This window comes from Rhizobium sp. P1_E6 (genome assembly GCF_056405875.1).
Genome location: NZ_JBFUBG010000009.1, coordinates 1 through 24272 on the forward strand (window position 1 = coordinate 1; position 24272 = coordinate 24272).

A 24272-nucleotide genomic window follows, 5' to 3' on the forward strand; every position below is an offset into this window, starting at 1 on the left:
TTGCTGCAAAATCCGCGGTCTCCCCGGCTAGGAAGAGATTGATAATGTGCTTGGAACCGACGAGCATGATCACGCCGAACAACGCCATCAACCCGGCTACCGTGATCAGTGAAAGATTGCCTGTCAGCCGGGCGGCAGCGTCCCTGCCCGCGCCGCGATGGTAGGCAACCCGAACGGTCGCCGCCTGGGCGATCGCGACGATTGGATTGAAGGCGATGCTGTTCAGGGTATAGGCGATCTGGTTGGCAATGATCGCGATCGTGCCGAAACCGCTGGTGACCAAGGTCAGGACCAGCGTCATGCCGAGCTCCGCCGCATAGACAAGCGCGATCGGCCAACCGATCGACCAGACATCCCGGACAGCCCTGGCCGCAGTTGGGATGGCGGCACGGAAGGTTGCGAGCGGGAGATGTTTTCCGATGATCGCATAAGCTGTCAACCCAACGGCGATCAGCCACCAGGCGACGGCATAGGCAAGACCGGCACCGGCAACTCCATGACCGGGATAATTGAAAGCGCCAAAGGTCAGGCCAGACAGAAGCGGCATATAACAAAGCGCACCAAGCCCGACCGAGGCCATGATCAGCCAGGATTTTGCGCTGACGGAGCAATAAAGGCGAATCGGCGCGATCCAGAGAATGGCCGGCAGCGCAAAGGCGGCCCTGCCGATGAACTCTCCCACATCGTCGAGAATTTCAGGTGCAACGCCGAATGGGGCGAGGATCGCAGGCAGGTTCAGGAGGACCGCCATCGACAGAAGCGAGAGGGCAAGACCGGCCAACACCGCGCCGCCAAAGGCATAGGCCACCTCATCGCCTTCAGTTGTTTCCGTTTCGCTCCTGCCCTTGGCGGCCGCCATCAGTGGATGGGCACCGGCGATCACACCCTGGGAAACGACGGTCAGCGCCTGAATGAAGATCGCGCAGAGCCCGCCGGCCGCAAGCGCAGAGCCGCTGAGGCGGCCGAGCATCACGCTCGCCGACAGACCCATGATCAGCTGGCTCGCTTGGGTGACGGCCAGCGGAGCCGCGATACCGCCGAGCGATCGCAGCTCTTTCCATCTCATACGGCTCATACCTGTCCCGATCAGGCTGCGACTGCCTGGGCGGCGAAGGCACCGATGACCTCCTGGGCGCTGCGCCGTGCGCCCGCCTGAAGATATTCCATGGCGACCAGCGCCGCGTCATGCGCCGCCGTTCCGGAACCCGAAACACAATCCTCGATGACGCGGCAGTAGTAATCGCCCTGATGCGCATCGACGAAGCTGTAATGAATGCAGACGTCGGTAAAACCCCCGACAAAGAAAAGCGTCTCGGCTTTGACGGCCTTCAGCAGGATTTCCATCTCGGTACCGTAGAAGACCGAATAACGGCGCTTGGTTATGCGCAGGTCATCCGGCTTCATCTCCATTTCCTCGACCGGGAAAGGCGTGCCTGGCGAGCTTTCGAGGCAGTGAATGCTTTCCGAACCATCCAGCTCGCGACCGAAATCGATCAGGTTGTCGCGATGCGCTTCCTGCACGAAGATGACCGGAATGCCGGCCTTGCGTGCGGCATCGACCACCGACTTCGCGCGCCAGTTCCGCTCAATATGGTCACCCATGAATTCCAGACGGGACGTCGTCGGACGGGGCATGAAGCCCGATTTCTGAATATCAACGACGATCAGGGCGGCGCGCCCGACGATCAGGGGCTTCGGGACGATCGGATTTCCAGCCATCAGTTACACTCGCTTGCTTATCGATAAACACGGCCGCCGCTCCGTCTTTCTCCGTCATCAAATCCGGTCGGAGTGGCGTTTACCGCCTCCGTTATACACGACAGAGTACAGTATGCAATATTGCATACAATACGATCATAATTTGTGCATATGCCTATTACTTCTAAGATTTCAGGTCGACTTTCAGCAATCAGCAAATCACAACTGCACCATTAAATTACTGTTTTTTAATGTTTTTCTAAAACTGGCATGGTCGTTGCATAGATCTTCAGCATCCACTCAAGGGGACAGCAAAGGAGAACACAGCATGGCATCCAGGAAGCCCTCCGCGCCTTTCGGCCAGGACATGAACTCGTTGATATCGCGCAGATCGGTCCTGAAGGCCGCCGGCGGCCTTGCCGCGGCGACACTCGTTTCCGCACCCTTCGTGCGCCCCTCCTATGCCGCAACGACGCTCAGGGTCTCGAACTTCGGCGGCTTTTTCGAGGAAGCTTTTGCAAAGAGCGTCTACCCGGCCTTCACCAAACAGACCGGCATCGCCGTCCAGTCGATTGCGCAATCGGGTAGCGCGCAGTTCCTCGTCCAGCTCGGTCAGGCGATCCAGGCAGGCTCGGCTCCGATGGATATCTGCTGCGCCGGCCAGGCCGACGTCATCCGCGGCCGCCAGCGCGGCCTTTGGGCAAGCGTCGACAAGTCCAAGCTGAAGAATATCGRCAACCTGATGGACGGCTTCCTTTATGAGGACGCCGGCAAGGTCGACGGCGTCGGCGCCATGGCTTGGTACATCACTCTGATCGCCAACCCGTCTGAATTCGAAAYGCTGCCGGACAGCTGGACCGAACTGTGGAAGCAGCGCGCTTCGGCCTGGGGCCTGCAGGGCGGCGGCAACAGCGTGCTTCTCGATATCGTCGCTTCCGTCTATTTCGGCGGCCCGTCCGTGCTCGACACCGAGGAAGGTATTGACAAGGTCATTGCCAAGATCGCCGAACTGAAGCCGAACGCGAAACTGTGGTGGACCGACGAAGGTTCGATGCAGAGCGCCTACCAGAACGACGAAGTCGTCGGCGGCCTTTATTTCCACGACGTCTCAATGATCATGAAGAAGGAGGGCACCGACGTCGCCTCGATCTTCCCGAAGGAGGGCGCAGTCCTCGGCTACAACGCTTGGTGCGTGCCGAAGGTCGGCGACGTCAGCGATGCCGCTATCGCCTTCCTTGACTGGAGCGCCACGCCCGAGTGCCACGAGTTGATCGCCCGCAATGTCGGCGCCGCGCCGCTGATCGAAAAGTCGAAGCTCAACCTGACCGCGGACGAATTCAACGCGGTGTCTGGCACCGGCAAGCCGATCGTCGTCGCCTCCGACGCCAAGGTGAAGCACGCCGACTACATCTCCGCGCAAATGCTCAAGATGCTTGGTCAGTAAGTCTGGACGCAATGATGCAAGGCCTGGAAATCTCAAACCTCACGAAGTCCTTTGGCGCAAATACGGTCGTCTCCGACGTCTCGCTTGCGATCGAACAGGGCAAGTTCGTCTGCTTCCTCGGTCCGTCCGGCTGCGGCAAGACGACCCTGATGCGCATCATCGCCGGTCTGGAGCAACCGACCAGCGGCACGGTGCGGCTTGACGGTCGCGACATTACCGGTGTTCCGACCAACGAACGCAACTTCGGAATGGTGTTCCAGGCCCTTGCCTTGTTTCCGCATCTCGATGTGGCCGGCAATATCGGCTACAGCCTTCGCTATCGCACGATGGCGAAGCACCATAAGCAGGAACGGATCGACGAGCTTCTGAAGCTCGTCGATCTGCCCGGAATGCAGTCGCGCCGGGTCGACCAGCTCTCGGGCGGCCAGAGGCAGCGTGTCGCGATCGCCCGCGCGCTGGCGCAGGAGCCGCTCCTTTTCCTGATGGACGAACCGCTTTCCGCGCTCGATGCTAAACTGCGCGACCATATGCAGGTCGAACTGCGGCAGCTGCAGCAGAAGCTGAAGATCACCACGATCTTCGTCACCCACGACCAGCGCGAGGCGATGACCATCGCCGACCAGATCGTCATCATGGCGCATGGCAAGGTGCAGCAGGTCGGCAGCCCGGTGGAGATCTACCGCAAGCCGGTCAACCGTTTCGTCGCCGACTTCATCGGTCAGAGCAATCTTGCCGAAGGCGTTCTCGTCGACCGCGAGCATGTCCGGATCGGCGAAAACGTCGTCGCCACCTGCCTCGCGCCCTCCCAATTCAAGCCCGGCGACAAGATCACGATCTGCGCCCGCCCGGAAAGCACGCTCCTGTCGCGACAGCAATCCGGCGGCACCGCACCGAACGCAACCGTCACTTTCGTGCGCGACCTCGGCTCCAGCGTCGAGGTGTTTCTCGACAGGAACGGCCGGCAGGTCGTCGCCTCGCTCGCGCCCGCTGCCTGGGCCGAGCTTGAAGACGTACGAGAATTTGCTGTCTCCTTCGCACCGGGTTCGGTGACAGTCCTGGAGGACTGACCATGTCGCTCGTTTCGGGACAAGAAGGTTTGAACCGTCGGCGCCTCTCCGTGACAACCGGCCTCGCGTGGCCCTTCTTCATGATCGTCGCCTTTTTCGGCGTACCTTTCGCGCTGCTCTTGCGCGTCAGCGTCGCCCGCGTCGACCCCGCCTATTACCAGGGAAGCGGCTGGTCGCTCGAGGCGATGGCAAGCCTGTTCCAGCCCATGGTGCTGAATGGCCTCACGTTCTCGCTCTGGCTGGCGCTGACGGTCGCAACGTTCAGCATGATCATCGCCTTTCCGGCGACCTATTTCATTACCCGCATGAGCCGCAACGCGCAGATCGTCTGGCTGATCGGCCTTCTGACGACGCTGGCGCTCTCGGAGGTACTGATCACTTTCTCCTGGCAGATCATCCTGTCTAAACGGGTCGGCATCTCGAATATCGCCGTCTTCCTCGGCCTGCTCGACAAGCCCGTTTCGCTGACGCCCAGCTTTTACGGCGTCGTCAGCTGCCTCATCTATGTCGTCAYCCCCTTCAACGTGATGACCATCTATCCAGGCCTGTCGCGCATGGATGCCTCTTATATGGAAGCCGCCTCTACCATGGGCGCCACGCCGATCCAGGCCTTTTTCAACGTGCTCCTGCCGCTGATGCGCAAGCCGATCGCCACCGCCTATCTGACGACCGTCGTAATGGCGATCGGCGCCTATGTCGCGCCGCTCGTGCTTGGCGGTCCGGCCAACTGGACGATCGGCGTCATCATAAGCGAAGTCGCCAATTCCGCCCAGAACTTGCCGCAGGCAGCAGCCATCGCCGTTCTCCTCATGCTCGTCACGGGCGCGATGATCCTCATCATCGGCAAGGTCGGCGGAAAGGGGTATAGGTCATGAGCCGGTTCATCCAGAAAACCGTGCGTCAGATCTTCCTCGTCTGCCTGGCCCTTTTCCTGGCGGCACCGCTGATCATCGTCGCCGGCGTCAGCTTCAACAGCACGGCACAGATGACCTTTCCTCCGCAGAATATCAGCCTGCGCTGGTATTCTGCCTTCATGCAGGACCCGGCCTGGACCACCGCCTTCATGCGCTCGGTCGGCATCGCCATCGCCGCCTCGCTGCTGACAATCAGCGTCGCCTTCCCGATCGCCTACAGCCAGTGGAAGACCAATTCGCGCTTCGCAAAGATATTGGCGGGAATGGCGGGCGTTCCCTTCATCTTGCCGCCGGTCGTCATCGCCGTCCTGTTCCTGCTTTTCTGGGGCACGGTCCGGCATGTCGGCCAGATCGAGAACATTGTCATCAGCCATGCCGTCACCTTCGTTGCCGTGCCGCTGGTGATGATCTCGCTCGGTTTCTCCAGCATCGACAAGTCGCTCGTCGAGGCGGCCCGGACGATGGGCGCCCGCGACAACGACATCCTCAGAACTGTCGCGATACCGATGGTGCTGCCCTTCGTCGCGTCCAGCTTCATCTTCGTCGCGATCTTCAGCCTCAACGAATATGTCATCGCCTTCATGGTGGCCGGTTTCACCGCCGAAACCATGCCGGTCAAGATCTTCTCCAGCATGCGCACCGGCTTCTCGCCGACCATGTGCGTCGGCGCCGTATTCTTCATGCTGATCGGCCTTCTCGGCTTCATCACCGTCGCCCGCCTGGGCAATCTTCCGAAACTTCTCGGTGCACGTTTTTAAGATCAAGGAGCATCCCATGCCAAAGAAGCAAAACCCCATGATCGTCGGCCAACCAGTGCTGATCGTCGTCGATATCCAGAAGGTCGGTTTCGACGATGATGGCTCCATTCCCCTGATGCCGGGCATAGTCGAGCGCATGCGCATGGCCCGCACCGTCATCGACGCCGCGCGCGAAGGCGGCGTGCCGATCATCTTCCTGCAGGAAAGCCACCGCAAGAGCGGCGTCGATTACGGCCGCGAGATGGATGGCGACGAGGACATGCATCTGCGCGAAGACTGGCCGGGCACGGCGATCGCCGCCGAGGAAGTCGGCCTGCGCGACGACGACTATGTCATCGTCAAGCGCCGTTATTCTGGTTTTATCGGCACTGACCTGCAGATCCTTCTGCGCGGGCTGAAGGCCGATACGCTGATCCTCGTCGGCGGCCTCACCAATATCTGCGTGCATTATACCTTCGCCGACGGTCACCAGTCGGATTACCATTGCCGCGTTGTCGAGGATTGCGTCGCCGGGTCTTCCATCGAGGCGCATGACGCAGCCCTCGCCAACATGGAGTATCTTCAGCACGGCGCCCGCCGCACGGCAACCGAGATCAACGAGGCCTTCCTTTCCTTCAAGCAAGGCAAGGCCGCCTGATATGCCAGATCGCCTGACCACGGAGACGCGCCGCATCTGGTCCGGCCTTGCCGCCGAGATCGAAGAGCTTTTTGCCGAGATGTGGAAAGTGCCGGAACTGCCGGCACTGGAATATAGGTCGCAGGCGATCCTCTGTGACTTCATCGAACGGCACGGTTTTACCGTCGAGCGGGGTGTCGGCGGTGTGCCGACGGCGTTCATCGCCCGCATTGTTAGTGGCGAAGGCCCGAAGGTCGGCATCCTGATCGAATATGACGCGCTGCCGAGCCTCTACAATGATGCGGTTCCCTATCGCCAGGGCAACCGCCGCAAGCCCGGTCATGGCTGCGGCCATAACCATATCGGCCCGGCCAATACCGGCGCCGGTATCGTCGCTGCAAAGGCGATGGTCGAGCTCGGTCTTGGGGGCGAGATCGTCATCATCGGCTGCCCGGCCGAAGARATCGGCTGGGGCAAGCTGGCGCTTCAGGCCGCCGGCGTGTTCGACGGTCTCGACCTCGTGCTGACCTCGCATGGCGATTACCAGAACGGTTCGCTTGCAAGGCCTTGTCATGCAATGGCAAGCGGCGAGTTCAAGTTCATCGGCGAAAGTGCCCATGGCGGCAAGACCGCCACCCGCAATGCACTGCTCGCCGCCGAAGCTGCTTATGCGGAATTCGACCGCCTGCGCCAGGACGTGCCCGACCTGCAGCTTAAGCACGTCTATCGTTTTGCCGGCATCACGCCCGGCGTGACACCCGAAGAAGTCCGCCTCTGGTCTTCCGTCCGGCACTACGACTTCGACGTGGTGCAGGTGGGCTACAAGCTGATGCATGACACCTATAGCCGCATCGCCGCCGAACAGGGTGTCGAGCTGGTATCCGAGCAGATCGCCAATTGCCGCGGTTATCTCGGCAATGACACGGTCGGCCGCGTGCTGGATAAATGCCTTCGGGAACTCGGCCCGCCGCGCTGGACCGATGCGGACATCGCATGGATGGAGGAACTCTCCGCGGCCTGCGATCCCGGCAAGCCATTCAAGCTGCATCGCGAGCTGGAATATTTCGACACCGGCATCGACTATTACGGCCAGGACGACGGCGACATCAGCTGGCAAATCCCGCTCGGCCGGGTTAACTGGGCCTATCCGGACAATGTGCCGATCCATCACTGGGCCTGGACGGCGCTGTCGGGGCATTCGTCGAGCAGTCCCGGCCCGCTGATGGCATCCGAAGCGCTGGCCATGGCCGCGATTGCATTGCTGGTATCGCCGGAAACGGTCGCCGCCGCCAAGGCGGAGCTCACCGGGCGTACCGGCGGCAAGCACATTGCCGGACCGGCACCGACAATTTCCGACGTGCTGGCAAAGGACCCGCAGTCCTTCTGGGATGCGACCTGGGCGCGATAGGTGCCCCGGTCATCAGAACTTGGAGCCGATATACGGAGACGATCGAATGACGGGAATGCTGGACGACTTCAGGATATTCGAACCCTATCCGGGCATTTTTGCCTATTATGACGGCCGTATCGCCGGCAAGCGGCTTTATTCGGAAGGGCCGAATTGGCTGGATGACGGCGCCTTCAGCCTCGGCATCGCCTCCTATGCGATCGTCGATGGAAACGAAGCGTTGGTCTATGACACCCATATCAGCCTTGACCACGCCCGCGCCATTCGCGCTCATCTGGAAGGTCTGGGTGTGGCGAAGATTACCGTCGTCCTCAGTCATTTCCACAACGACCATATCGCCGGCAACGAGGTGTTTGCCGATTGCGAAATTGTCGCCAACAGTGCGACTGCAAGCCTTCTCGAAGCGGAAAAGCCGCGGATCGCTACCCGCCTGCCGAAGATCGAACCCGTCGTCATGCCGAACACCCTGTTCGACCGCAGCCTGACGATCACCGTCGGCAGCCGCGTGGTCGAGCTTCATGAATTCAACATCCACAGCGCGGACGCGACGGTCCTATGGCTGCCGGAAGAACGACTACTGTTTGCAGGCGATACTTTGGAGGACACCGTTACCTATATGACGGACCCCGCCGCCCTACCGGTACATCTGGATGAACTGAGGCGGTTGAGCTCCTTCCCCATCGCAAAAATCCTTCCCTGCCACGGCGACCCGGACCGCATCATTGCCGGCGGCTACGAGCCTTCGTTCATCGACGCGACGATCCGCTATGTCGAGGCGATGAACGAGGATGTTACCGAACCGGAAATCTGGAACCAGGCCCTGTCCGAGGCCGTTGGCCAGGACGTCAAGAGCGGCGCGCTGATCTACATTCCCGCCTACGAGGAAGTACACGCCTCCAACATCGCTCTGCTAAAAGCCTATCGCGACAAGGCCTGAACACCCGCGGGGGTTTCCGGACCGCAACTGATCTGCCCATGTCGCCCTCGCGCCAGGGCGCGAAGCATTCCGTGCGCCGTCCTGCCAGCCGCTCTCGAGCGATTGCGGCCAGGTTTCAGTCCAGGGACCGCCGTCCTTCTGGCCAATGCTCTTCCGGACACCTAACGCGAAGCGTGTGYGGTGCTAGCCTTGTTCGAGGAAAAGCTGCGGCCGCAGGCGAAGGAAGCTTTGGCGACCATTTTTCCAGCCGGCGCTCGCCGGGGCGATTGTCGCGACGGCGTCGACAGCCGAGGGGGCGTCGAAGAGGACGATATCTGCCGCGCTGCCGATCGCAATATCGTAACCCTTTCTTCCCAGGAGGGTGGCAGCCTGCGTCGTGATCATGGTGAAGACAGTGTCGAGGCCATCGGCGGTGCCGATCTGGGCGACGTTGGCAAAGAGATTGGCCATGCGCATCAGGTTGACGTCTCCGAAGGGCGTGAACGGATTCAGGACGTTGTTGGTGGAGATGGTCGTGACGACACCGAGTGCTGCCAACCGGTGAGCGGGTGTCACGCCGCGCGGGACGAGATGGGTCGAATTACGGCCGGTGAGGAAGAGATCGGTGGCCGGCAGGACGGTCAATGCGATGCCGGCCTCGGCAAGACGACGGCCGATCGGCTCCAACTCTTCCGGCGGCAGAGCAGAGAGCTTGGTGACATGGCCGACCGAGACGCGCCCCTGGTAGCGGCGTGCGAGGGTCTCGGCGACGACGACAGGGAGGTTGGAGCCAGCGGGCTCGAGGTCGAAATCGAGGTGGAAATCGACGGCAACGTCGTGGCGAATGGCGAGATCGAAGATGCGGCGGATGTGTTCGGCCGGCGCCGGATCGGTGTAGGGGCAGCCCCCCACCAGATCTGCACCCGCCTTCAGCGCCTGTTCGAGCATATCCTCCGTGCCGGGATCGTTCGTCAGGCCCTCCTGGGCAAAGGCGCAGATCTCGATGTCGATGAGGGCGGCATAGTCGGCCTTCAGTTTTTTGATCGCCTCGAAGGAGCGGAAACCGGCACGCGGGTCGATCTCGACGAAGGTACGCAGGCGGGTGGTACCGTTGAGGATCGCCTTTTTGACGACCGCAGCAGCGCGGGCATAGACGTCTTCCTCGGTAAAGACGGCCTTGGCTCGGGAGGTTTCGCTGACAGCCTCAGCGAGTGTTCCTGCGCAGAGGTTGCAGCGGCTGATGATGCCGGCCTTGTCGAGATGGATGTGGGTTTCGATGAGGCCTGCGCAGGCGAATTTCCCTTCGGCATCATAGTGCGGCGCATCGCAGACGAAACGAGGCGCAATCGCCGCGATGCGGCCCACCTCGAAGGCAATGTCGGTCGGTTCGCTCAAGCCGGCCATTCGGGCATTGCGGATGACAAAGTCGATCGCCATGAAGCCTCCTCAGACGGACAAAAGGAAATTGCGGGCGACGCGGTTGTGATCGGCGATCAGCGCCTCGATATCGACGCCCGCGGGCATACCGTCGGTGACGCGCCATTCGCCTGCGATCATGACGCGGTCGGCCGTGGTGGCACCGCAGAGCACCAGGGCAGCCAGCGGATCGCCGGCACCGGAGAAACGCAATTCGTCGAGCTTGTAGAAGGAAAGATCCGCCTGGCGGCCGGGCGCAATGGTGCCGATGTCGTCGCGGCCGAGCAGTCTTGCCGAGCCGGCGGTTCCCCAACGCAGCACGTCGAGATGGGTGACGGCTTCGGCGCCATAGGTCAGGCGGTTCAGCATCAGGGCATGGCGCACGCTTTCCATCAGGTTGGAATTGTCGTTGGAGGCCGAACCGTCGACGCCGAGACCGACTGGCGCCCCGGCAACCTCCAACTCGCAGGTGCGGCACATGCCCGATGCAAGCACCATGTTCGAGGTCGGGCAATGGCAGATGCCGACGCCGTGCCGGCCGAGCTCGGCGATCTCGGCATCGTCGAAATGGATGCCGTGGGCGAGCCAGGTGCGGGCGTTCAGCCAATTACAGCGGTCGAGATATTCCACCGGCGTGCAGGCGAATTTGCTGCGGCAGAATTCGGCTTCCGCCTTGGTCTCGACCAGATGGGTGTGGAGCCGGCAATCGTAGCGTTCCGCCAGCGCCGCCGTTTCGCGCATTAATTCCAGCGTGACGTCGAACGGCGCGCAGGGCGCGAGCGCCACCTGCGTCATCGCCCCTTCGGAGCGGTCGTGATAGCGCCTGAGCACGCGCTCGCTGTCGGCGAGGATCGTGTCGTCATCCTGCACGACATTGGCCGGCGAAATGACGCCCTGCTGGTCCTTGATGTTGAGACTGCCCCGCGTCAGCGTGATGCGCATGCCGAGACGGGCCGCCTCCTCGGCCTCGACATCCATCGCGTCTTCGAGGCCAGTGGCGTAGAGATAGTGATGGTCTGAGGTGGTGGTGCAGCCGGAGAGAAGCAGTTCGGTCAGCGCGAGACGGACGGCAAGACGGAAGGCTTCGGGCGTCATGTTCTTCGCCCAGATCGGGTAAAGTGCGCGGATCCACGGCCAGAGCGACTTGTTGATTGCCGCCGGATGGGCGCGCGTCAGCGTCTGGAACATATGGTGATGGGTGTTGACGAGACCCGGAATGACGACGTGGCGGCTGGCGTCGAAGCGTGCATCAACCGAGGCAGCAGGCTGCCGTCCCGCCGCGACCAGCTCGATGATGCGGCCATTCTCGATGACAATGCCGCCTCCAGCGTCCTCGGCCATGATAGCGAGCGGTGATTGTATCCAGAGTCGGCCCTTCATCAGCGATGCTCCCATGCGCCATGCGTGAATGGAAAAGTCAGACGACGAGCCGGCCGCCGCGGGCGATGATGGCGCCGCCACGGAAGACGGTACGATCGAGGGGACGGGCAGCGACGGCCTCTGCCAGCGACGCGGCAGGCAGGATGACAAAATCGGCGGGCGAACCGGCCTGGAGCGGCCCGACGGCACGGCCGAGGATTTCGGCCGGCGCCTGCGTCGCCAGGCGGAAGGCCGCAGCCAGATCCTCATCCGAACGGAAATCCTGACGATCGCAGAGAATGCCGACACGCTCCAGCATGTCGCCATTGCCGAAAGGCGACCAGGCGTCGCGGATATTGTCATTGGCGCAGAAGAGACGGACGCCGGCAGCGCCAAGCCGCTTGACCGGCGGCATGGGCACGGGTCCCGGCGCGCTGGTCATGATCGCTACGGCCGACCTGGCGAGTGCGGCGGCCGTGCGGCCGAAATCGGCATCTTCCAACTCGCCGAGACAAAAGGCGTGACTGACAACCACCTTGCCTTCGAGGCCGAGTGCGGCCGTGCGATCAGCGATCTGGCGAAGCTCGAAGGCGCCGAGTGCGCCGCCGTCATGCAGATGGATATCGAGCCCGACGCCGTATTTGCCGGCGACAGCGAAGATCGCATCGAGATGGCCGGTCACGTCGTTATCGATGCCGGCGGGGTCGAGGCCGCCGACGAGATCGGCGCCGGCGGCGATAGCCGCATCGAGCAGCTCCGCGGTACCGGGATCGCGCAGCACGCCGGATTGCGGGAAGGCAACAGTCTGGATGTCGACGAGATGACCATGGCTCTGCTTCAGTGAAAGCACGGCCTCGAGGCCTTTCAGGCCAACTTCGGTATCGATATCGACGTGGCTGCGGACGGAGAGAGTGCCATAGGCTACAAGTTTCTCCAGCAGGGCGCCGCCGCGGGCTTCGACCGGCAGAGCCACCGTGCCCCGTAGGGATTTTTCCGCCTCGATGCGCTTGGCGACCGTATCGCCGGGGATATGCGGTATGAAAGGCAAGCCGATCAGCGTCTTGTCGAGATGAATATGACCGTCAACGAAGGGAAGGCAAAGCAGGCCGCCGGCAGCATCGAAACGCGGCACTGCGGGGTCGATGCCGGCGGCCGCATTCGGGCCGAGCGCGGCGATCCGGTCATTCTCCAGAACGAGTGAGACGATCTCGCCAGCTTCGGTCCTGGCGTTTTCGACTACGAGGCTCGGCGTCATCACTTCTTCCATCATTCGCTATGCAATCAGCCCGACCCTGCGCGCCGCGACGACGCGATAGAGCGGATCCTTCCACACCTCTTCCTCCTGCAGGGCGGAAAAGACCAGGCTAACATCGTGTTCGTCGTCCGAGGAAACCGCGGCGCGTTTGATCTCAGCCCAGGCGGGCGCCCGTCGGCTGCGCATTTCTTCCAACGCCTCGGCGTTGGGGAGTGCTGGAAAGCCGATCTTCGGCACCAGCGAGGCGATCACCTGCCAGAAGACGCGATAAAAGGGCTCGGCATTTTCGAGGTGCGGAGAGACGAGGCGCAGCCAGTGCATGCCGGTGACGGAATGAAGTGCGGAGAAATCCATGGTTCCGGCAAAGAGCGCGAGCGAGGTCGCGGCCATGCGGCGCGGTGAATCGGCGCCGAAAGCCAGGCGATCGATAACAGGACGGAAGCCCGGAAGTGCTGCGACGGCGCGGATATTATGCCAGAGCAGGTCGGTTTCAGGCTCATAATCGCGGATGCCTTCGATATTGCCGACATCGGCAAGGATCTTTCCCGGATCGTCCGTATCGGGAGCGGCACCGGTCGCTGATGGCAGCGGCAGATAGCAGGCCGCCCAATAGCCGAGCGCGGTGCCGACCTCCTCGTCGTCCTTCTTGAGGACACCATAGGCAAGACGCATCAGAGGATGCATGGCGCTGCCGGCAAGGCCGTTCACCATGGCGGGCAGATAGGTGCGGATAACGGTATCGATGCCGAGCCGGCGGGTTTCGCCGATGAAGAAGGCACGGTAGTCCGCCTCACGCGTGCGGTCGCCGAGCGCCTCGGTCCAGGCTGCCCCGATAATCGGAGCAACCGATGGCGGCACAGGCGGGAGTGCATGGCTCTCACGATACTGTTCGTACCATTGTTCCAGCCGTTCCGACGAGGCGCCGAGGCGATCAAGCGCGATCAGCACCATCGGAACGTGGTTGGCCAGCAGATAGGGAAATTCGACGCTGTCCTCGCGTGCCCGCAAAAGGATGGTCTCCAATCCCGAAAGTTGAATAGCGGCAGCCTGTCTCATGCCAAAACCTCCCTTGGTGTCGTGGCGTCCTCGTCTATGCCAGGATCGAAATGCGGTTCGTCATAGGCCGCCAATGCTGCAAGATACCGGTTGGAATCCCCGATGAACAGCGCTTTCACCAGGGCGTCGACAATGCGCGGCACGCCGTATTTGAGACCAGTGACGCCGTTGCTGATCGGGCCGAGGCTCGCCAGCGCGCCGGCATTGAACATATGGATGCGCGAGACCCAGCTGGCTTCGGCATATCTGGGCGTGAGCTCGAAACCGGGGCCGAGATAGGGATGGCCGGCAAGCATGGCATTCTCCTCTCCCTGCGGTGGCTGGAAACGGTCCTTCCAAAGCGCAGCGGTCGCGACGAGACCGGCAAGCTCGGGCCTGAGCGCGAAATTAATTTCATAACCGGTGCCTAGGAGGAGGTGATCGGCATGGAAGATGCCATTTGCGGTCGTCAGCCTGATCCTGCCGCCGTCCATCGAGAGCTCGCGGACGCCACAGCCGAGCTGCATCGTGAAACCGGGGTGGCGGCAGGCCCGGTCATATTGCTCCTGGGTCGGCGGCACCTTGAAGTTGAAGTAGAGATTTGCGAAGCGCCAGCGCTCCAGATCCGGCAAGTCGGCGAAATGGCCGAGAAAACCGGGAAAGTTTGTCCAGGCAAGAACCTCGGTGCGCGGCAGATCGGCGCTTCGCGCAAACATCGTCACGTCCCGAGCCCCGGTTTCGAGCGCCGCCACCGCCCAGTCGAAGCTCGACGTGCCACTGCCAAGGATCGCAACATTCCTGTCCTTGAGGAAATCGATCGGTATCGGCTCGTTGCTATGCGTCCAGGCGGATTTCGGCAGCGTCTTGACCATCGCGGGTATGCGCGGCCCGCCGCAGCCGTCGATACCGGTCGCCATTACCAGATGACGACAGGTGATTGTGCGGCTGGTGCCGCCAGCGTTCGTCAAGGTGAGAGCAAGTCCGCCCTCCGCCTGATCTATGGAGGAAAGCGTCGTGCGGTTTTCGACGTCGATGCCGACAGTCCTCTGAAACCAGATGAGATACGCCATCCAGTCCTGGCGGCTGATCTTGTCGAGTGCGTCCCAGGCGTCGCCACCATTCAGTGCCTCGTACCAGGAGCGCAACGTCAGGCTCGGGATGCCGAGGTCCGGACCTGAGAGATATTTTGGGGAACGCAGGGTCTGCATGCGGGCGCAGGTGACCCAAGGACCCTCCCGGCCCTCCTCGCTCTGATCGATCACGTGAACGGACCTGATACCGCGCCGCTTCAGGGCGAAGGCGATCGAGAGACCGGAGAGGCCGGCGCCGCAGATCACAACCGAATGCAGGTCTTTACGGTCTTCATCGCCCAGCTTCGGCCAGTCGGCGCAGAGCGCTTCGATGCGCGCCATTTCATCATGGGCGCGACGTTCCAGCTCTCTCAGGCGCTCATCCGGTGGGGTCGTCATGAATATGCAGCTCACGCGCGTTGGACAGGACAGTATAAACGCGCAGGGAATGATCAGCTCCCTGCTATTTTTTATGCAACGCGCATAAAATAGGGACATTTATGCGCGAATATGTTCTAATTTGTGATTTTTAATGTTTACGATTTTTTGTCAAGTGCGCTTGAGTGCGATTTTGTTTGATGTATAGTGCCTCAAAGCAATCAAAAAAGGGGAGCAGACATGAAATCGCTCAGCAGTGTCACACGAAAATTGGCGATCGCGAGCCTCGTCTCCGTCGCATTTGTGGGCTCCGCCATCGGCGCCGACAGGAAATATGAAGGCATCACCCTCACGCTTGCCTCGCAGAACGATCAGTTCGCAGCCGTTCTGGCTGCCATCGCCCCCAAATTTACTGAGGAGACGGGCGCCGCCGTCAAAGTCGACATTCTCGACTACGGCTCGCTGCTGACCAAGACCACGACCGATTTCGTCGGCGGCACCGGCGGCTATGACCTGGTGACGATGGATATCGTCTGGGCGGGCCAATATGCGGAAAACAAATACACCGTCGACCTCACCGAGTGGATGAAACGCGACGCCGCCGAACTGAAACTCGATGATATCTATCCGACGCTTCTCAACGCATTGGGCCACTGGGGCGACAAGCAGGTTGCTTTTCCCTTTGCCGGTTATGCCAACGTGCTCGCCTATCGCAAGGATCTCTTCGACGCCGCCGGCCTGAAGGCGCCGACGACGATGGAGGAAATGATCGAGGCGGCATATAAGTTGACCGACGCCAGCAAGAAGACCTATGGCTTCGTCGCCAATGGCCAGAAAGGCCCGGCGGTCGCCCAGGACTGGATGCAGTACAATACCGAGATGGGCGGTTCGATCCTCGGCTCCGACGGCAAGCCGGCACTGAATTCCGAAGCCAATATCAAGAGCCTGACCGTCTACAAGGATCTATTCATGAAAGCGGCTCCTCCAGGTGCCGTTAATTACGACTGGGGTGGACGCGAGGAAAGCTTCCGCCAGGGCATTGCCGCGACCATGCAGACATGGTCGGTCGGCGCCCCTGGCTACTACGATCCCGCAATCTCGAAGATCGTCGATAAGGTGGCGATCACGACGGCGCCGCGCGGTGCCGGCCTGCCGAAGCTCTACGGCATCGGCGGCTGGGGCATGGCGATCAACGCCGGCATCAAGGAGCCTCAGAAAGAAGCCGCCTGGGCCTTCATCAAGTGGCTGGTCAGCCCGCCGGTGCACAAGGAATTCAACATGATGGGCGCCGGCAGCTTCCTGCGCAAGAGCGAGATGACCGATGCCGATCTACTCGCGAAGTTCCCCTTCCTGCCCGTCATCGCTGAGACCTTCGAGCATGGCGACGGCGAATATCGCCCGCGCATCCCGCAATATCCGGAGATTCAGGATCTGCTCGGCACCGCCGTCAGCGACGTCCTCGTCGGCAACGCCGACCCTAAAAAGGCGCTCGATGCCGCCCAGGAAGCTGCTGTGAAGCTATTCTGATTGTGGTTGCCGCCAGTCAGTTATCCCAGGGGCCGCGGCCTATGTCGCGGYCCCTGCCGTTTCCAGACCATTGATCCGATGCGCCTCCGGCTTCATGATCGGGAGAGCCCTGGGCTCGACCCTCTGGGACGGACATCGAACCAGGAACCTGATGGACATGACGTGACCCTATCCCTCACTTCCGCGCTGAAGCCCTCTCCGGCCTTGAGCATTTCCTATCTCGAGCGCAGGCGGCTGTTCTTCATCCTGATGACGCTGCCGGCCATCCTCTACGTGCTCGTCATCGGCGTCTGGCCGCTGGCACAGGGTATCTGGTTCAGCCTCTACGAATACAATCTGCTGAAGCCGGCACGGACGCACTTCGTCGGGCTCGGCAACTATGTCGATCTTCTCTCCGACACGGTGACGCGCGGGGCTTTCATCAATACCGTCATCTTCACGGTCGGCGCCGTGACCGTCGAACTGCTGGTCGGTTTCGCCATTGCGCTGGCGCTCTGGCGCGACGACCGCTTCAACCGGATCTGCCTGGCGTTGATCCTGATTCCGGTGACGATCACACCGCTTGTGGTCGGGCTGATTTTCCGGGCGCTGCTGCTCGCCGACTATGGGCTCATCGGTTATTATCTGGCCGAGTTCGGGCTTTCCGATCCGCGCGGGCTTTTCGCCAATCCGAGTTCGGCACTGGCGACCCTTATCTTCGTCGACATCTGGGAATGGACGCCACTGGTGGCACTGATCCTGCTTGCCGGCCTGAAAGCGCTGCCGGGCGATATTCTCGAAGCATCGGAAGTGGATGGCGCAACAGCCCTGCAGCGTCTGAGGATCATCATCATTCCGCTTATGCTGCCTTCGATCCTGCTGGCGCTGACGCTGCGCACCATCGATGCCTTCCGGGTCTTCGACAGCGTCTACGTGACGACGGGCGGAGGTCCGGGCAATGCAACCAACACGCTCATGCTGCATGCGGTGAAGCAGGGGCTGGAATTCTTCAATATCGGCCGAGCCTCGGCAATCTCGAACCTGACACTGATCTGCATCGCCGTAATCGCGGCAGGCTTCATTCTGTTGATACGCAAGGCGGACAGAAAGGCGAACGGGCGATGAGCACACCCACCCTCAGTCGCATCGGTCAGCGCGCCTTCATCCTTGTCATGCTCACCTTTTTCCTGCTGCCATTCCTATGGCTGGCATCGACCGCCTACAAGCCGTCGCGCGATATCTTCTCGATCCCACCGAAATTGACCTTCGTGCCGACCTTCGAACAGTTCGCGACTGTCTTCCGCCTGTTCGACGTCTGGAGTCTCGTATCGTCAAGTCTGCTGATCGCCGGCGGTTCCGTCATCCTGTCGCTGCTGCTCGGTGTGCCGGCGGGCTATGCGCTGGCGCGTTCGACCAGCCGCTACGCCATTGCCGTTGCATATTTCTTCATGGCGATCCGCATGGTGCCGGCGGTGGCAGCACTCATCCCCTTCTACCTGATGATGCGCGACATCGGCCTGCTCGGCAGCTGGGTCGCCGTCGTCCTCATCAACGCGATGCTGAATTCGTCCTTCGTCACCTGGATGATGTTTTCCTATTTCCGCAGCCTGCCGAAAGAGCTGGAAGAGGCAGCGCTGACGGATGGCTGCACGCTGTTCGGCTCCTTCTGGCGCGTGGCGCTGCCGGCGGTGCGCTCAGGGGTCGTCGCCTCCACGTTGTTCTGCCTGATGTTTTCCTGGAACGACTTCCTCTACCCGATGTTCCTCACCCGGCTCGATTCCAAGCCGATCTCGGTGGCGCTGCTTTCAGCCTATGGAACGAAGGACATCACCTGGGGCACGCTCGGCGCACTGGCGCATTTTTCGACGATCCCGATCGTGCTGATCGTGCTCTTCCTCAACCGCTATTTCGTGCAAGGCCTGACGAAGGGCATTCACTAATGCATGTCGCCCAAAAGCGCAGCGGTTTTGGGACAACGACATGCATAAAAACAAAGATCTAAAGCGCGTCGTATGAGTCCGATTCGGCGCGACGCGCGTTAAAGAGACACGCCTCAGCCGCGAATGGCCGCTTCCGTCGCGGCATCGAAGACATGGATGCGGGCGGGGTCGGCGGCAAGCGACAGGCGCTCGCCGATCTTCACGCGTTTGGTGCCGTCAACAATGACGCGCAGGCGCGGGGCAGACAATGCCACGTCATCCTCCTCCGCCGACAGCGATTTCAGCCGGTCGGCCGCCTCGACATCGACATGGATGAGCAGGTTGGCGCCAAGATCCTCTACAATGGCGACAGTTCCGGCCAAACCACCGGTATCGATCGGCTGGAAGGCTTCCGGTCGGATGCCGAGTACGACAGCACGACCTGCAGCGGAGGCGATCCGCGGCCGCTCGGCAAGCACGTCGCCCGAGAAAAGGATGGAGGTTCGGCCGAAGCGGGCTTCGGGTCCATTTTCCGTCGTGACGAGATCGGCCGCCAGCAGGTTCATCGCCGGCGAGCCCATGAAACTTGCGACGAAGAGATTGGCCGGTTGATCATAGAGGCTGCGCGGCATGCCGAGTTGCTGCAGGAGGCCGCTTTTCATGACGGCGACGCGATCGCCCATGGTCATGGCTTCGACCTGGTCATGGGTGACATAGACTGTGGTGATGCCCGACATCTTCTGCATGCGGGCGATTTCGGCGCGCATCTGACTGCGCAGACGGGCATCAAGGTTCGAAAGCGGCTCATCCATCRGGAAAGCATGAGGGCTGCGGGCGAGCGCCCGGCCCATGGCGACACGCTGGCGCTGGCCGCCGGAGAGCTGGGCGGGCCTGCGGGCGAGATAGTCCTCGAGTTCCAGGAGCTTCGCCGTCTCCTGCACCTTGCGGGCAATGTCGGCCTTGTCGAGGCCACGGACGCGAAGGCCGAAGCCGATATTCTCGGCGACCGTCAGATGCGGGTAAAGCGCGTAGGACTGGAAGACCATGGCGATATCACGATCGCGCGGAGCGAGGTCGTTAACGACCACGCCGTTGATCGTCAGGCGACCATCGGTGACCTCTTCGAGGCCGGCGATCATGCGCAGTGCCGTCGACTTGCCACAGCCGGAGGGGCCGACGAGAACCAGGAATTCGCCGTCGCGGATAGTCATGTTCAGGTTGCGGATCGCCGCATAGCCATCGCCATAGCTTTTGCTGATTCGGTCGAAGACGATTTCAGCCATGCTTTTTCCTTGCTGAACGGGAGGCCTGTCGCAGATCCTGGACGGATCAGGTGGTGTAGACCCCGCCGGTGACGTTGACGCCCTGCCCGGTCATGAAGCGAGCCGAATTAGAGCAGAGGAAAACGACGACATCGGCGACGTCCTCAGGCGTTTCCAGCCGGCCGAGCGGCGTCTGGGCGATATAATCCGCAACGACGCGTTCGGGCGTGACGCCGCGCAGGCTCGCCTCCCAGGCAATCTCGCGTTCCTGCATGCCAGTCTTGACGAAGCCGGGGCAGACGGCGTTGACGCGAATGCCCAAAGCTGCAAGCTCGCGGGCGAGCGCCTGCGTCCAGCCGAGCACGGCAAACTTGCTGGCGGAATAATGCGCCAGCAGCGGCGCGCCGATCTTTGCGGCAAGTGACGCGGTGTTGACGATGACACCGGTGCCCATGCCCGTGAAGCGGCGGGCGGCAATCTGATTGGTCAGGAAGATGCCGCGAATGTTGACGTCGAAATTATAGTCCCATTCCTCGTCGGTCAGTTCCAGCGCGTGTTGCATGGTGGAGACACCGGCATTGGCGCAGAGGATATCATAGCCGCCCGTCCTCTCGACCACCTCCGAAAAAGTCGCCTCGACAGAGGTGCGTCTGCGAACGTCGATCGCATGCGCGGTGGCACCGTTGCCGATCTCGGCCGCCGTCCGTTCGGCCGCCGCCAGGTTGATGTCGCAGATCGCCACCTGGATAGACTGGCGAGAGAGAGCGGTCGCAATTGCACGCCCGATCCCTGTTGCCCCGCCTGTTACGATCGCACGCTTACCGGACAGTTCTGGAAAGCTCGGAGACTGCATTGCCCGCCCTCATGGAATGGAAACACCATCGATCATATATCAACAAAATCCCACACAACAAGAAAAATTTGTGTTTGAATTTGTTCGTATTATTCGATACACAGGAAGCAACAATCAGACAATCGTAGCCACGAGTTGCGATCGCGGGAGGATAATAACGGCATCATGGACGCAGAACAGCAGATGGTCGCGACAGCGGAAAAACCGAAAGTTCTGGCCCAGGTGCGGCATGCACGCATCCTGGAGACACTGGCGCGCAAGGGCGCGGTCTCCGTCAGTGACGTCGCCTCCCAGCTTGCCGTTTCGGAAATGACTGTCCGCCGCGACCTGATCGAACTCGAAAAGGACGGCAGACTGGTGCGCACCCACGGCGGCGCAGTGCGTAGCGGCAAGGCTTTCGAGCCGATCGCCAGTGAGGCTGTCGACCGCGAGGAACCGACTTTCGAATCCCGGCTGACGCGCAATGCCGGCTCGAAGCGGACCATTGCGATGGCCGCGGCAGGCGTTGCCGCCGGCGCGCGCACCCTGGCGCTCGACGTCGGCACCACGACCTATCTGCTTTCCGGCCTGCTGATCAACCAGCCGCATACGAAGATCTTCACCAACAGCGTGCGCAACGCAGTGCAGCTAGGGACCGGCTTTGGCGAGGTTTACCTGCCCGGCGGGCGCATGCGTGGCGAGGAGATGGCGATCAGCAGCCAGTCGGCCGTTTCGCAATTCGAGGAGCTCTGGTTCGACATCGCCTTCGTCGGCGTGTCGGGGATCACGGCGCAGGGAATCTACGACTATTCCTTCGAGGACACCGACATGAAGCGGGTCTACTTGCGCCGCGCCACGCAAAAGGTGGTGCTTTGCGATTCTACCAAGTTCAAGCGTATGTCGCTGGTGCATATCGCGCCGCTGCAGCAATTCGACATGCTGATCACCGACGCCATGCCACCGGCCGACCTTGCCGATGCGCTCGCCGCCGCCGGCGTCGAGGTGCGTATCGCGCCCGAGGAGCAGCCGCTGCTTTGATGTGCCCTTCCCGCATCCACCCCACGGATGCACGTCCCACAGATTCGGCTTCAGGGAGTTTCCGCATGATTTTCGATTTTTTCGGCGTCAAGAAGAAGGCGGTCATCGCCATGGCGCATATCGGCGCCCTGCCCGGCTCGCCCGCCTATAATGCCGCCGGCGGGCTGAACAAGCTCGTCTACGACGTTCTGTCCGATATCGAGAAGCTGCAGGCGGGCGGTGTCGACGCCATCATGTTCGGCAACGAGAATGACCGGCCCTACGTCTTCCAGGCACCGCCGGAAGGGCTGGCGGCGATGACCTCGATCGTCGAGCGGGTGAAGCCGCATCTGACCGTGCCGTTCGGCGTCAATTATCTCTGGGACCCCTCTGCAAGCGTTGCGATCGGGGCAGTGACGGGCGCGAGCTTCGTTCGCGAGATCTTCACCGGCGTTTTCGCATCAGACATGGGCATCTGGCAGCCGGATTGCGCCAAGGCGGCACGGCTGCGACATAGCCTCGGCCGCGATGACATGAAGATGCTCTTCAACATTAACGCCGAATTTGCCCATTCGCTGGACCAGCGACCGATTGAACTCAGGGCGAAGAGCGCCGTGTTCTCGTCGCTCGCTGATGCCATCCTGGTTTCGGGACCACTGACTGGACAAGCCGTCGATCAATCGGACCTCAGGCGCGTTTGCGAGACGGCCAAGGATGTTCCCGTCTTTGCCAATACCGGCGTCAATAAAGACAATGTGCGCGATATATTGAGCGTTGCCAGCGGCGTCATCATCGGCACGCATTTCAAGGTTGACGGCAATACGTGGAACCCTGTCGACAGCGACCGGGTAAAGCGCTTCATGGAGATCGTCGAAACGCTGCGCTGAACGACAGGAGCCGCCATGTCCATCACGCTCGGTCTCGATATCGGCACCACCTCCACCATCGGCATCTTGATCGAGCTGCCGAACCGCGTGCTCGGGCTCACCTCGCGGCCTTCGACGCTTCTTTCGCCTCAGCATGGCTGGGCAGAGGAAGACCCGGCCGAATGGTGGGCGAATGTCTGCAAGATCACCAGGGAACTGATTGCAACCAGCGGGATTGAGGCCGGGCAAATCTCGGCCATTGGCGTGACCGGCATGCTGCCGGCCGTCGTGCTGCTTGACGACGCCGGCTGGGTGCTGAGGCCCAGCATCCAGCAGAGTGACGGGCGTTGCGGCGAGGAGGTCGAGGAACTTAGGGCCGAGTGGGATGAGGCGGATTTTCTCGCCAGAGCGGGAAACGGCATCAATCAGCAGCTGGTGACAGCGAAGCTTCGCTGGATCGCCCGGCACGAGCCTGCTGTTTTCGAGCGTATTGCCACGGTCATGGGGTCCTACGATTTCATCAACTGGAAACTGACCGGCGAGAGGGCCATCGAGCAGAACTGGGCGCTTGAAGCGGGTTTTGTTGATATCAATACCGACATGCTCGACGACGAGTTGATCCGGCTCGCCAGAATTCGGCGGGACGCCATTCCTGGGAAGGCCGTATCGCATAAGATTCTTGGCGCTGTGACGGACGAAGCTGCCAAGGTGACGGGGCTCGCACCCGGAACGCCCGTCATCGGCGGGGCGGCCGACATGATCGCGTCGGCCTTCGGCGCGGGGATCAACAAGGCGGGCGACGTGCTGCTGAAATTCGGGGGCGCGGTGGATATCCTGACGGCGACCAATGTCGTGCGACCGGATCCACGCATGTTCCTCGACTATCACCTGGTTCCGGGGCTCTATATGCCGAACGGCTGCATGTCGACCGGCGGCTCGGCGCTTAACTGGTTCATTAGCACCTTCGCCGGACGCGAGGAGATCGCGGCGAAGACGGAGGGAATATCCATGCACCGCTATCTCGACCGGCTGGCCGCGGGATGCGGCCCTGGCGCGGACGGGCTAACGATCCTGCCCTATTTTCTCGGCGAAAAGACGCCTATCCACGATGCCGGCGCGCGCGGGCTGATCGAAGGACTGACGCTGTCGCATCATATCGGCCATCTCTGGCGGGCGATGCTGGAAGCCTACGCCTATGCGCTGCGTCATCATATCGACGTGCTGAACGACATCGGCCATCCGACGACGCGTTTCATCGTTTCAGACGGGGGTTCACAGAGCCGGATATGGATGCAGATCGTTTCCGATGTGCTCCAGCAGCCGCTGCAGGGCCTCACTGGCCATCCCGGCTCCTGCCTCGGCGTCGCCTGGGCGGCGGCAATCGGCGCCGGACTGACCGAGGATTGGTCCGGCGTGACCGCCTTTGTCGGCCAAGGTGAAAGGATCGTACCCAATCCTGACAATGCGGCGATTTATGCTAAGGGCTATCGGACCTATCGTGCGCTTTACAGACCATAGACGGGTCGGGATTTGAGC

22 protein-coding genes are annotated in these 24272 nt (G+C 61.5%); 13 read left to right on the forward strand and 9 right to left on the reverse strand.

What is annotated here, in order from left to right:
* Both AC1D35_RS07215 and AC1D35_RS07220 read right to left on the reverse strand, forming a co-directional pair.
* A partial coding sequence (locus AC1D35_RS07215; RefSeq protein WP_477938385.1) for an MATE family efflux transporter occupies positions 1–1075 on the reverse strand: 1075 nt, incomplete at its 3' end.
* Between the two features lie 11 nt (positions 1076–1086).
* The gene (locus AC1D35_RS07220; protein WP_477854867.1) at positions 1087–1719 is read right to left on the reverse strand and encodes a cysteine hydrolase family protein; all 633 of its coding nucleotides are present in this window, start codon (positions 1717–1719) and stop codon (positions 1087–1089) included.
* Positions 1720–2026: 307 nt separating this feature from the next.
* Between AC1D35_RS07220 and AC1D35_RS07225 the strand changes: the two genes are divergently transcribed.
* From AC1D35_RS07225 to AC1D35_RS07255, 7 genes are read left to right on the forward strand one after another with little or no spacing between them, the layout of a single operon-like run.
* Complete coding sequence (locus AC1D35_RS07225) at positions 2027–3142, forward strand: ABC transporter substrate-binding protein (protein WP_477938386.1); 1116 nt, start codon at positions 2027–2029, stop codon at positions 3140–3142.
* 14 nt (positions 3143–3156) lie between these two features.
* Positions 3157–4209, forward strand: a complete 1053-nt coding sequence (locus AC1D35_RS07230) for an ABC transporter ATP-binding protein (protein WP_477854890.1) — start codon at positions 3157–3159, stop codon at positions 4207–4209.
* Between the two features lie 2 nt (positions 4210–4211).
* Complete coding sequence (locus AC1D35_RS07235; protein ID WP_477938387.1) at positions 4212–5084, forward strand: ABC transporter permease; 873 nt, start codon at positions 4212–4214, stop codon at positions 5082–5084.
* On the forward strand, positions 5081–5881 hold the full coding sequence (locus AC1D35_RS07240; RefSeq protein WP_477938388.1) for an ABC transporter permease: 801 nt from the start codon (positions 5081–5083) through the stop codon (positions 5879–5881). The genes AC1D35_RS07235 and AC1D35_RS07240 overlap by 4 nt, the downstream gene beginning before the upstream one ends.
* Before the next feature lie 16 nt (positions 5882–5897).
* The gene (locus AC1D35_RS07245; RefSeq protein ID WP_477854864.1) at positions 5898–6518 is read left to right on the forward strand and encodes a cysteine hydrolase family protein; all 621 of its coding nucleotides are present in this window, start codon (positions 5898–5900) and stop codon (positions 6516–6518) included.
* A 1-nt stretch (position 6519) separates the two neighbouring features.
* The gene (locus AC1D35_RS07250) at positions 6520–7905 is read left to right on the forward strand and encodes a zinc-binding metallopeptidase family protein (RefSeq protein WP_477938389.1); all 1386 of its coding nucleotides are present in this window, start codon (positions 6520–6522) and stop codon (positions 7903–7905) included.
* A gap of 46 nt (positions 7906–7951) precedes the next feature.
* Complete coding sequence (locus AC1D35_RS07255) at positions 7952–8842, forward strand: MBL fold metallo-hydrolase (protein ID WP_477938390.1); 891 nt, start codon at positions 7952–7954, stop codon at positions 8840–8842.
* Between the two features lie 183 nt (positions 8843–9025).
* Here the strand turns inward: AC1D35_RS07255 and AC1D35_RS07260 are convergent, their stop codons facing one another.
* Genes AC1D35_RS07260 through AC1D35_RS07280 form a run of 5 tightly spaced genes read right to left on the reverse strand, consistent with a single transcriptional unit; the run spans position 9026 to position 15355 of the window.
* On the reverse strand, positions 9026–10258 hold the full coding sequence (locus AC1D35_RS07260) for an amidohydrolase family protein (protein ID WP_477938391.1): 1233 nt from the start codon (positions 10256–10258) through the stop codon (positions 9026–9028).
* Between the two features lie 9 nt (positions 10259–10267).
* Complete coding sequence (locus tag AC1D35_RS07265) at positions 10268–11617, reverse strand: 8-oxoguanine deaminase (RefSeq protein WP_477938392.1); 1350 nt, start codon at positions 11615–11617, stop codon at positions 10268–10270.
* A 37-nt stretch (positions 11618–11654) separates the two neighbouring features.
* A complete protein-coding gene (locus AC1D35_RS07270; RefSeq protein ID WP_477938393.1) occupies positions 11655–12851 on the reverse strand; it encodes an amidohydrolase in 1197 nt (398 codons plus the stop codon).
* Positions 12852–12869: 18 nt separating this feature from the next.
* On the reverse strand, positions 12870–13907 hold the full coding sequence (locus AC1D35_RS07275; protein WP_477938394.1) for a questin oxidase family protein: 1038 nt from the start codon (positions 13905–13907) through the stop codon (positions 12870–12872).
* Entirely contained in the window at positions 13904–15355 is a 1452-nt protein-coding gene (locus AC1D35_RS07280) for an FAD-dependent oxidoreductase (protein ID WP_477938395.1), read from the reverse strand. The genes AC1D35_RS07275 and AC1D35_RS07280 overlap by 4 nt, the downstream gene beginning before the upstream one ends.
* Before the next feature lie 219 nt (positions 15356–15574).
* Here AC1D35_RS07280 and AC1D35_RS07285 point away from each other — a divergent pair, with 219 nt between their 5' ends.
* The 3 genes from AC1D35_RS07285 to AC1D35_RS07295 all read left to right on the forward strand — a co-directional run bounded on the left by AC1D35_RS07285 (position 15575) and on the right by AC1D35_RS07295 (position 18780).
* A complete protein-coding gene (locus AC1D35_RS07285; protein ID WP_113297782.1) occupies positions 15575–16861 on the forward strand; it encodes an ABC transporter substrate-binding protein in 1287 nt (428 codons plus the stop codon).
* A gap of 162 nt (positions 16862–17023) precedes the next feature.
* Positions 17024–17965, forward strand: coding sequence for a carbohydrate ABC transporter permease (locus AC1D35_RS07290; protein WP_113310879.1), 942 nt, complete (start codon positions 17024–17026; stop codon positions 17963–17965).
* A complete protein-coding gene (locus tag AC1D35_RS07295) occupies positions 17962–18780 on the forward strand; it encodes a carbohydrate ABC transporter permease (RefSeq protein ID WP_477854856.1) in 819 nt (272 codons plus the stop codon). Before AC1D35_RS07290 ends, AC1D35_RS07295 begins: the two co-directional genes overlap by 4 nt.
* A 113-nt stretch (positions 18781–18893) precedes the next feature.
* On the opposite strand, the gene AC1D35_RS07300 is transcribed toward AC1D35_RS07295, so the two are convergent.
* Positions 18894–20042 (reverse strand): ABC transporter ATP-binding protein, encoded by a 1149-nt coding sequence (locus tag AC1D35_RS07300; protein ID WP_477938396.1) that lies wholly within the window; start codon positions 20040–20042, stop codon positions 18894–18896.
* A 46-nt stretch (positions 20043–20088) separates the two neighbouring features.
* The gene (locus AC1D35_RS07305; RefSeq protein WP_477938397.1) at positions 20089–20874 is read right to left on the reverse strand and encodes an SDR family NAD(P)-dependent oxidoreductase; all 786 of its coding nucleotides are present in this window, start codon (positions 20872–20874) and stop codon (positions 20089–20091) included.
* A 165-nt stretch (positions 20875–21039) separates the two neighbouring features.
* Here AC1D35_RS07305 and AC1D35_RS07310 point away from each other — a divergent pair, with 165 nt between their 5' ends.
* The 3 genes from AC1D35_RS07310 to AC1D35_RS07320 all read left to right on the forward strand — a co-directional run bounded on the left by AC1D35_RS07310 (position 21040) and on the right by AC1D35_RS07320 (position 24254).
* Positions 21040–21891 carry a DeoR/GlpR family DNA-binding transcription regulator gene (locus tag AC1D35_RS07310; RefSeq protein WP_477938398.1) on the forward strand — a complete coding sequence of 284 codons (852 nt, stop codon included), beginning with the start codon at positions 21040–21042 and terminating at the stop codon, positions 21889–21891.
* Between the two features lie 65 nt (positions 21892–21956).
* Positions 21957–22757, forward strand: coding sequence for a BtpA/SgcQ family protein (locus AC1D35_RS07315; RefSeq protein ID WP_477854853.1), 801 nt, complete (start codon positions 21957–21959; stop codon positions 22755–22757).
* Between the two features lie 15 nt (positions 22758–22772).
* Complete coding sequence (locus AC1D35_RS07320; RefSeq protein ID WP_477854852.1) at positions 22773–24254, forward strand: FGGY-family carbohydrate kinase; 1482 nt, start codon at positions 22773–22775, stop codon at positions 24252–24254.
* Positions 24255–24272 lie beyond the last annotated feature (18 nt).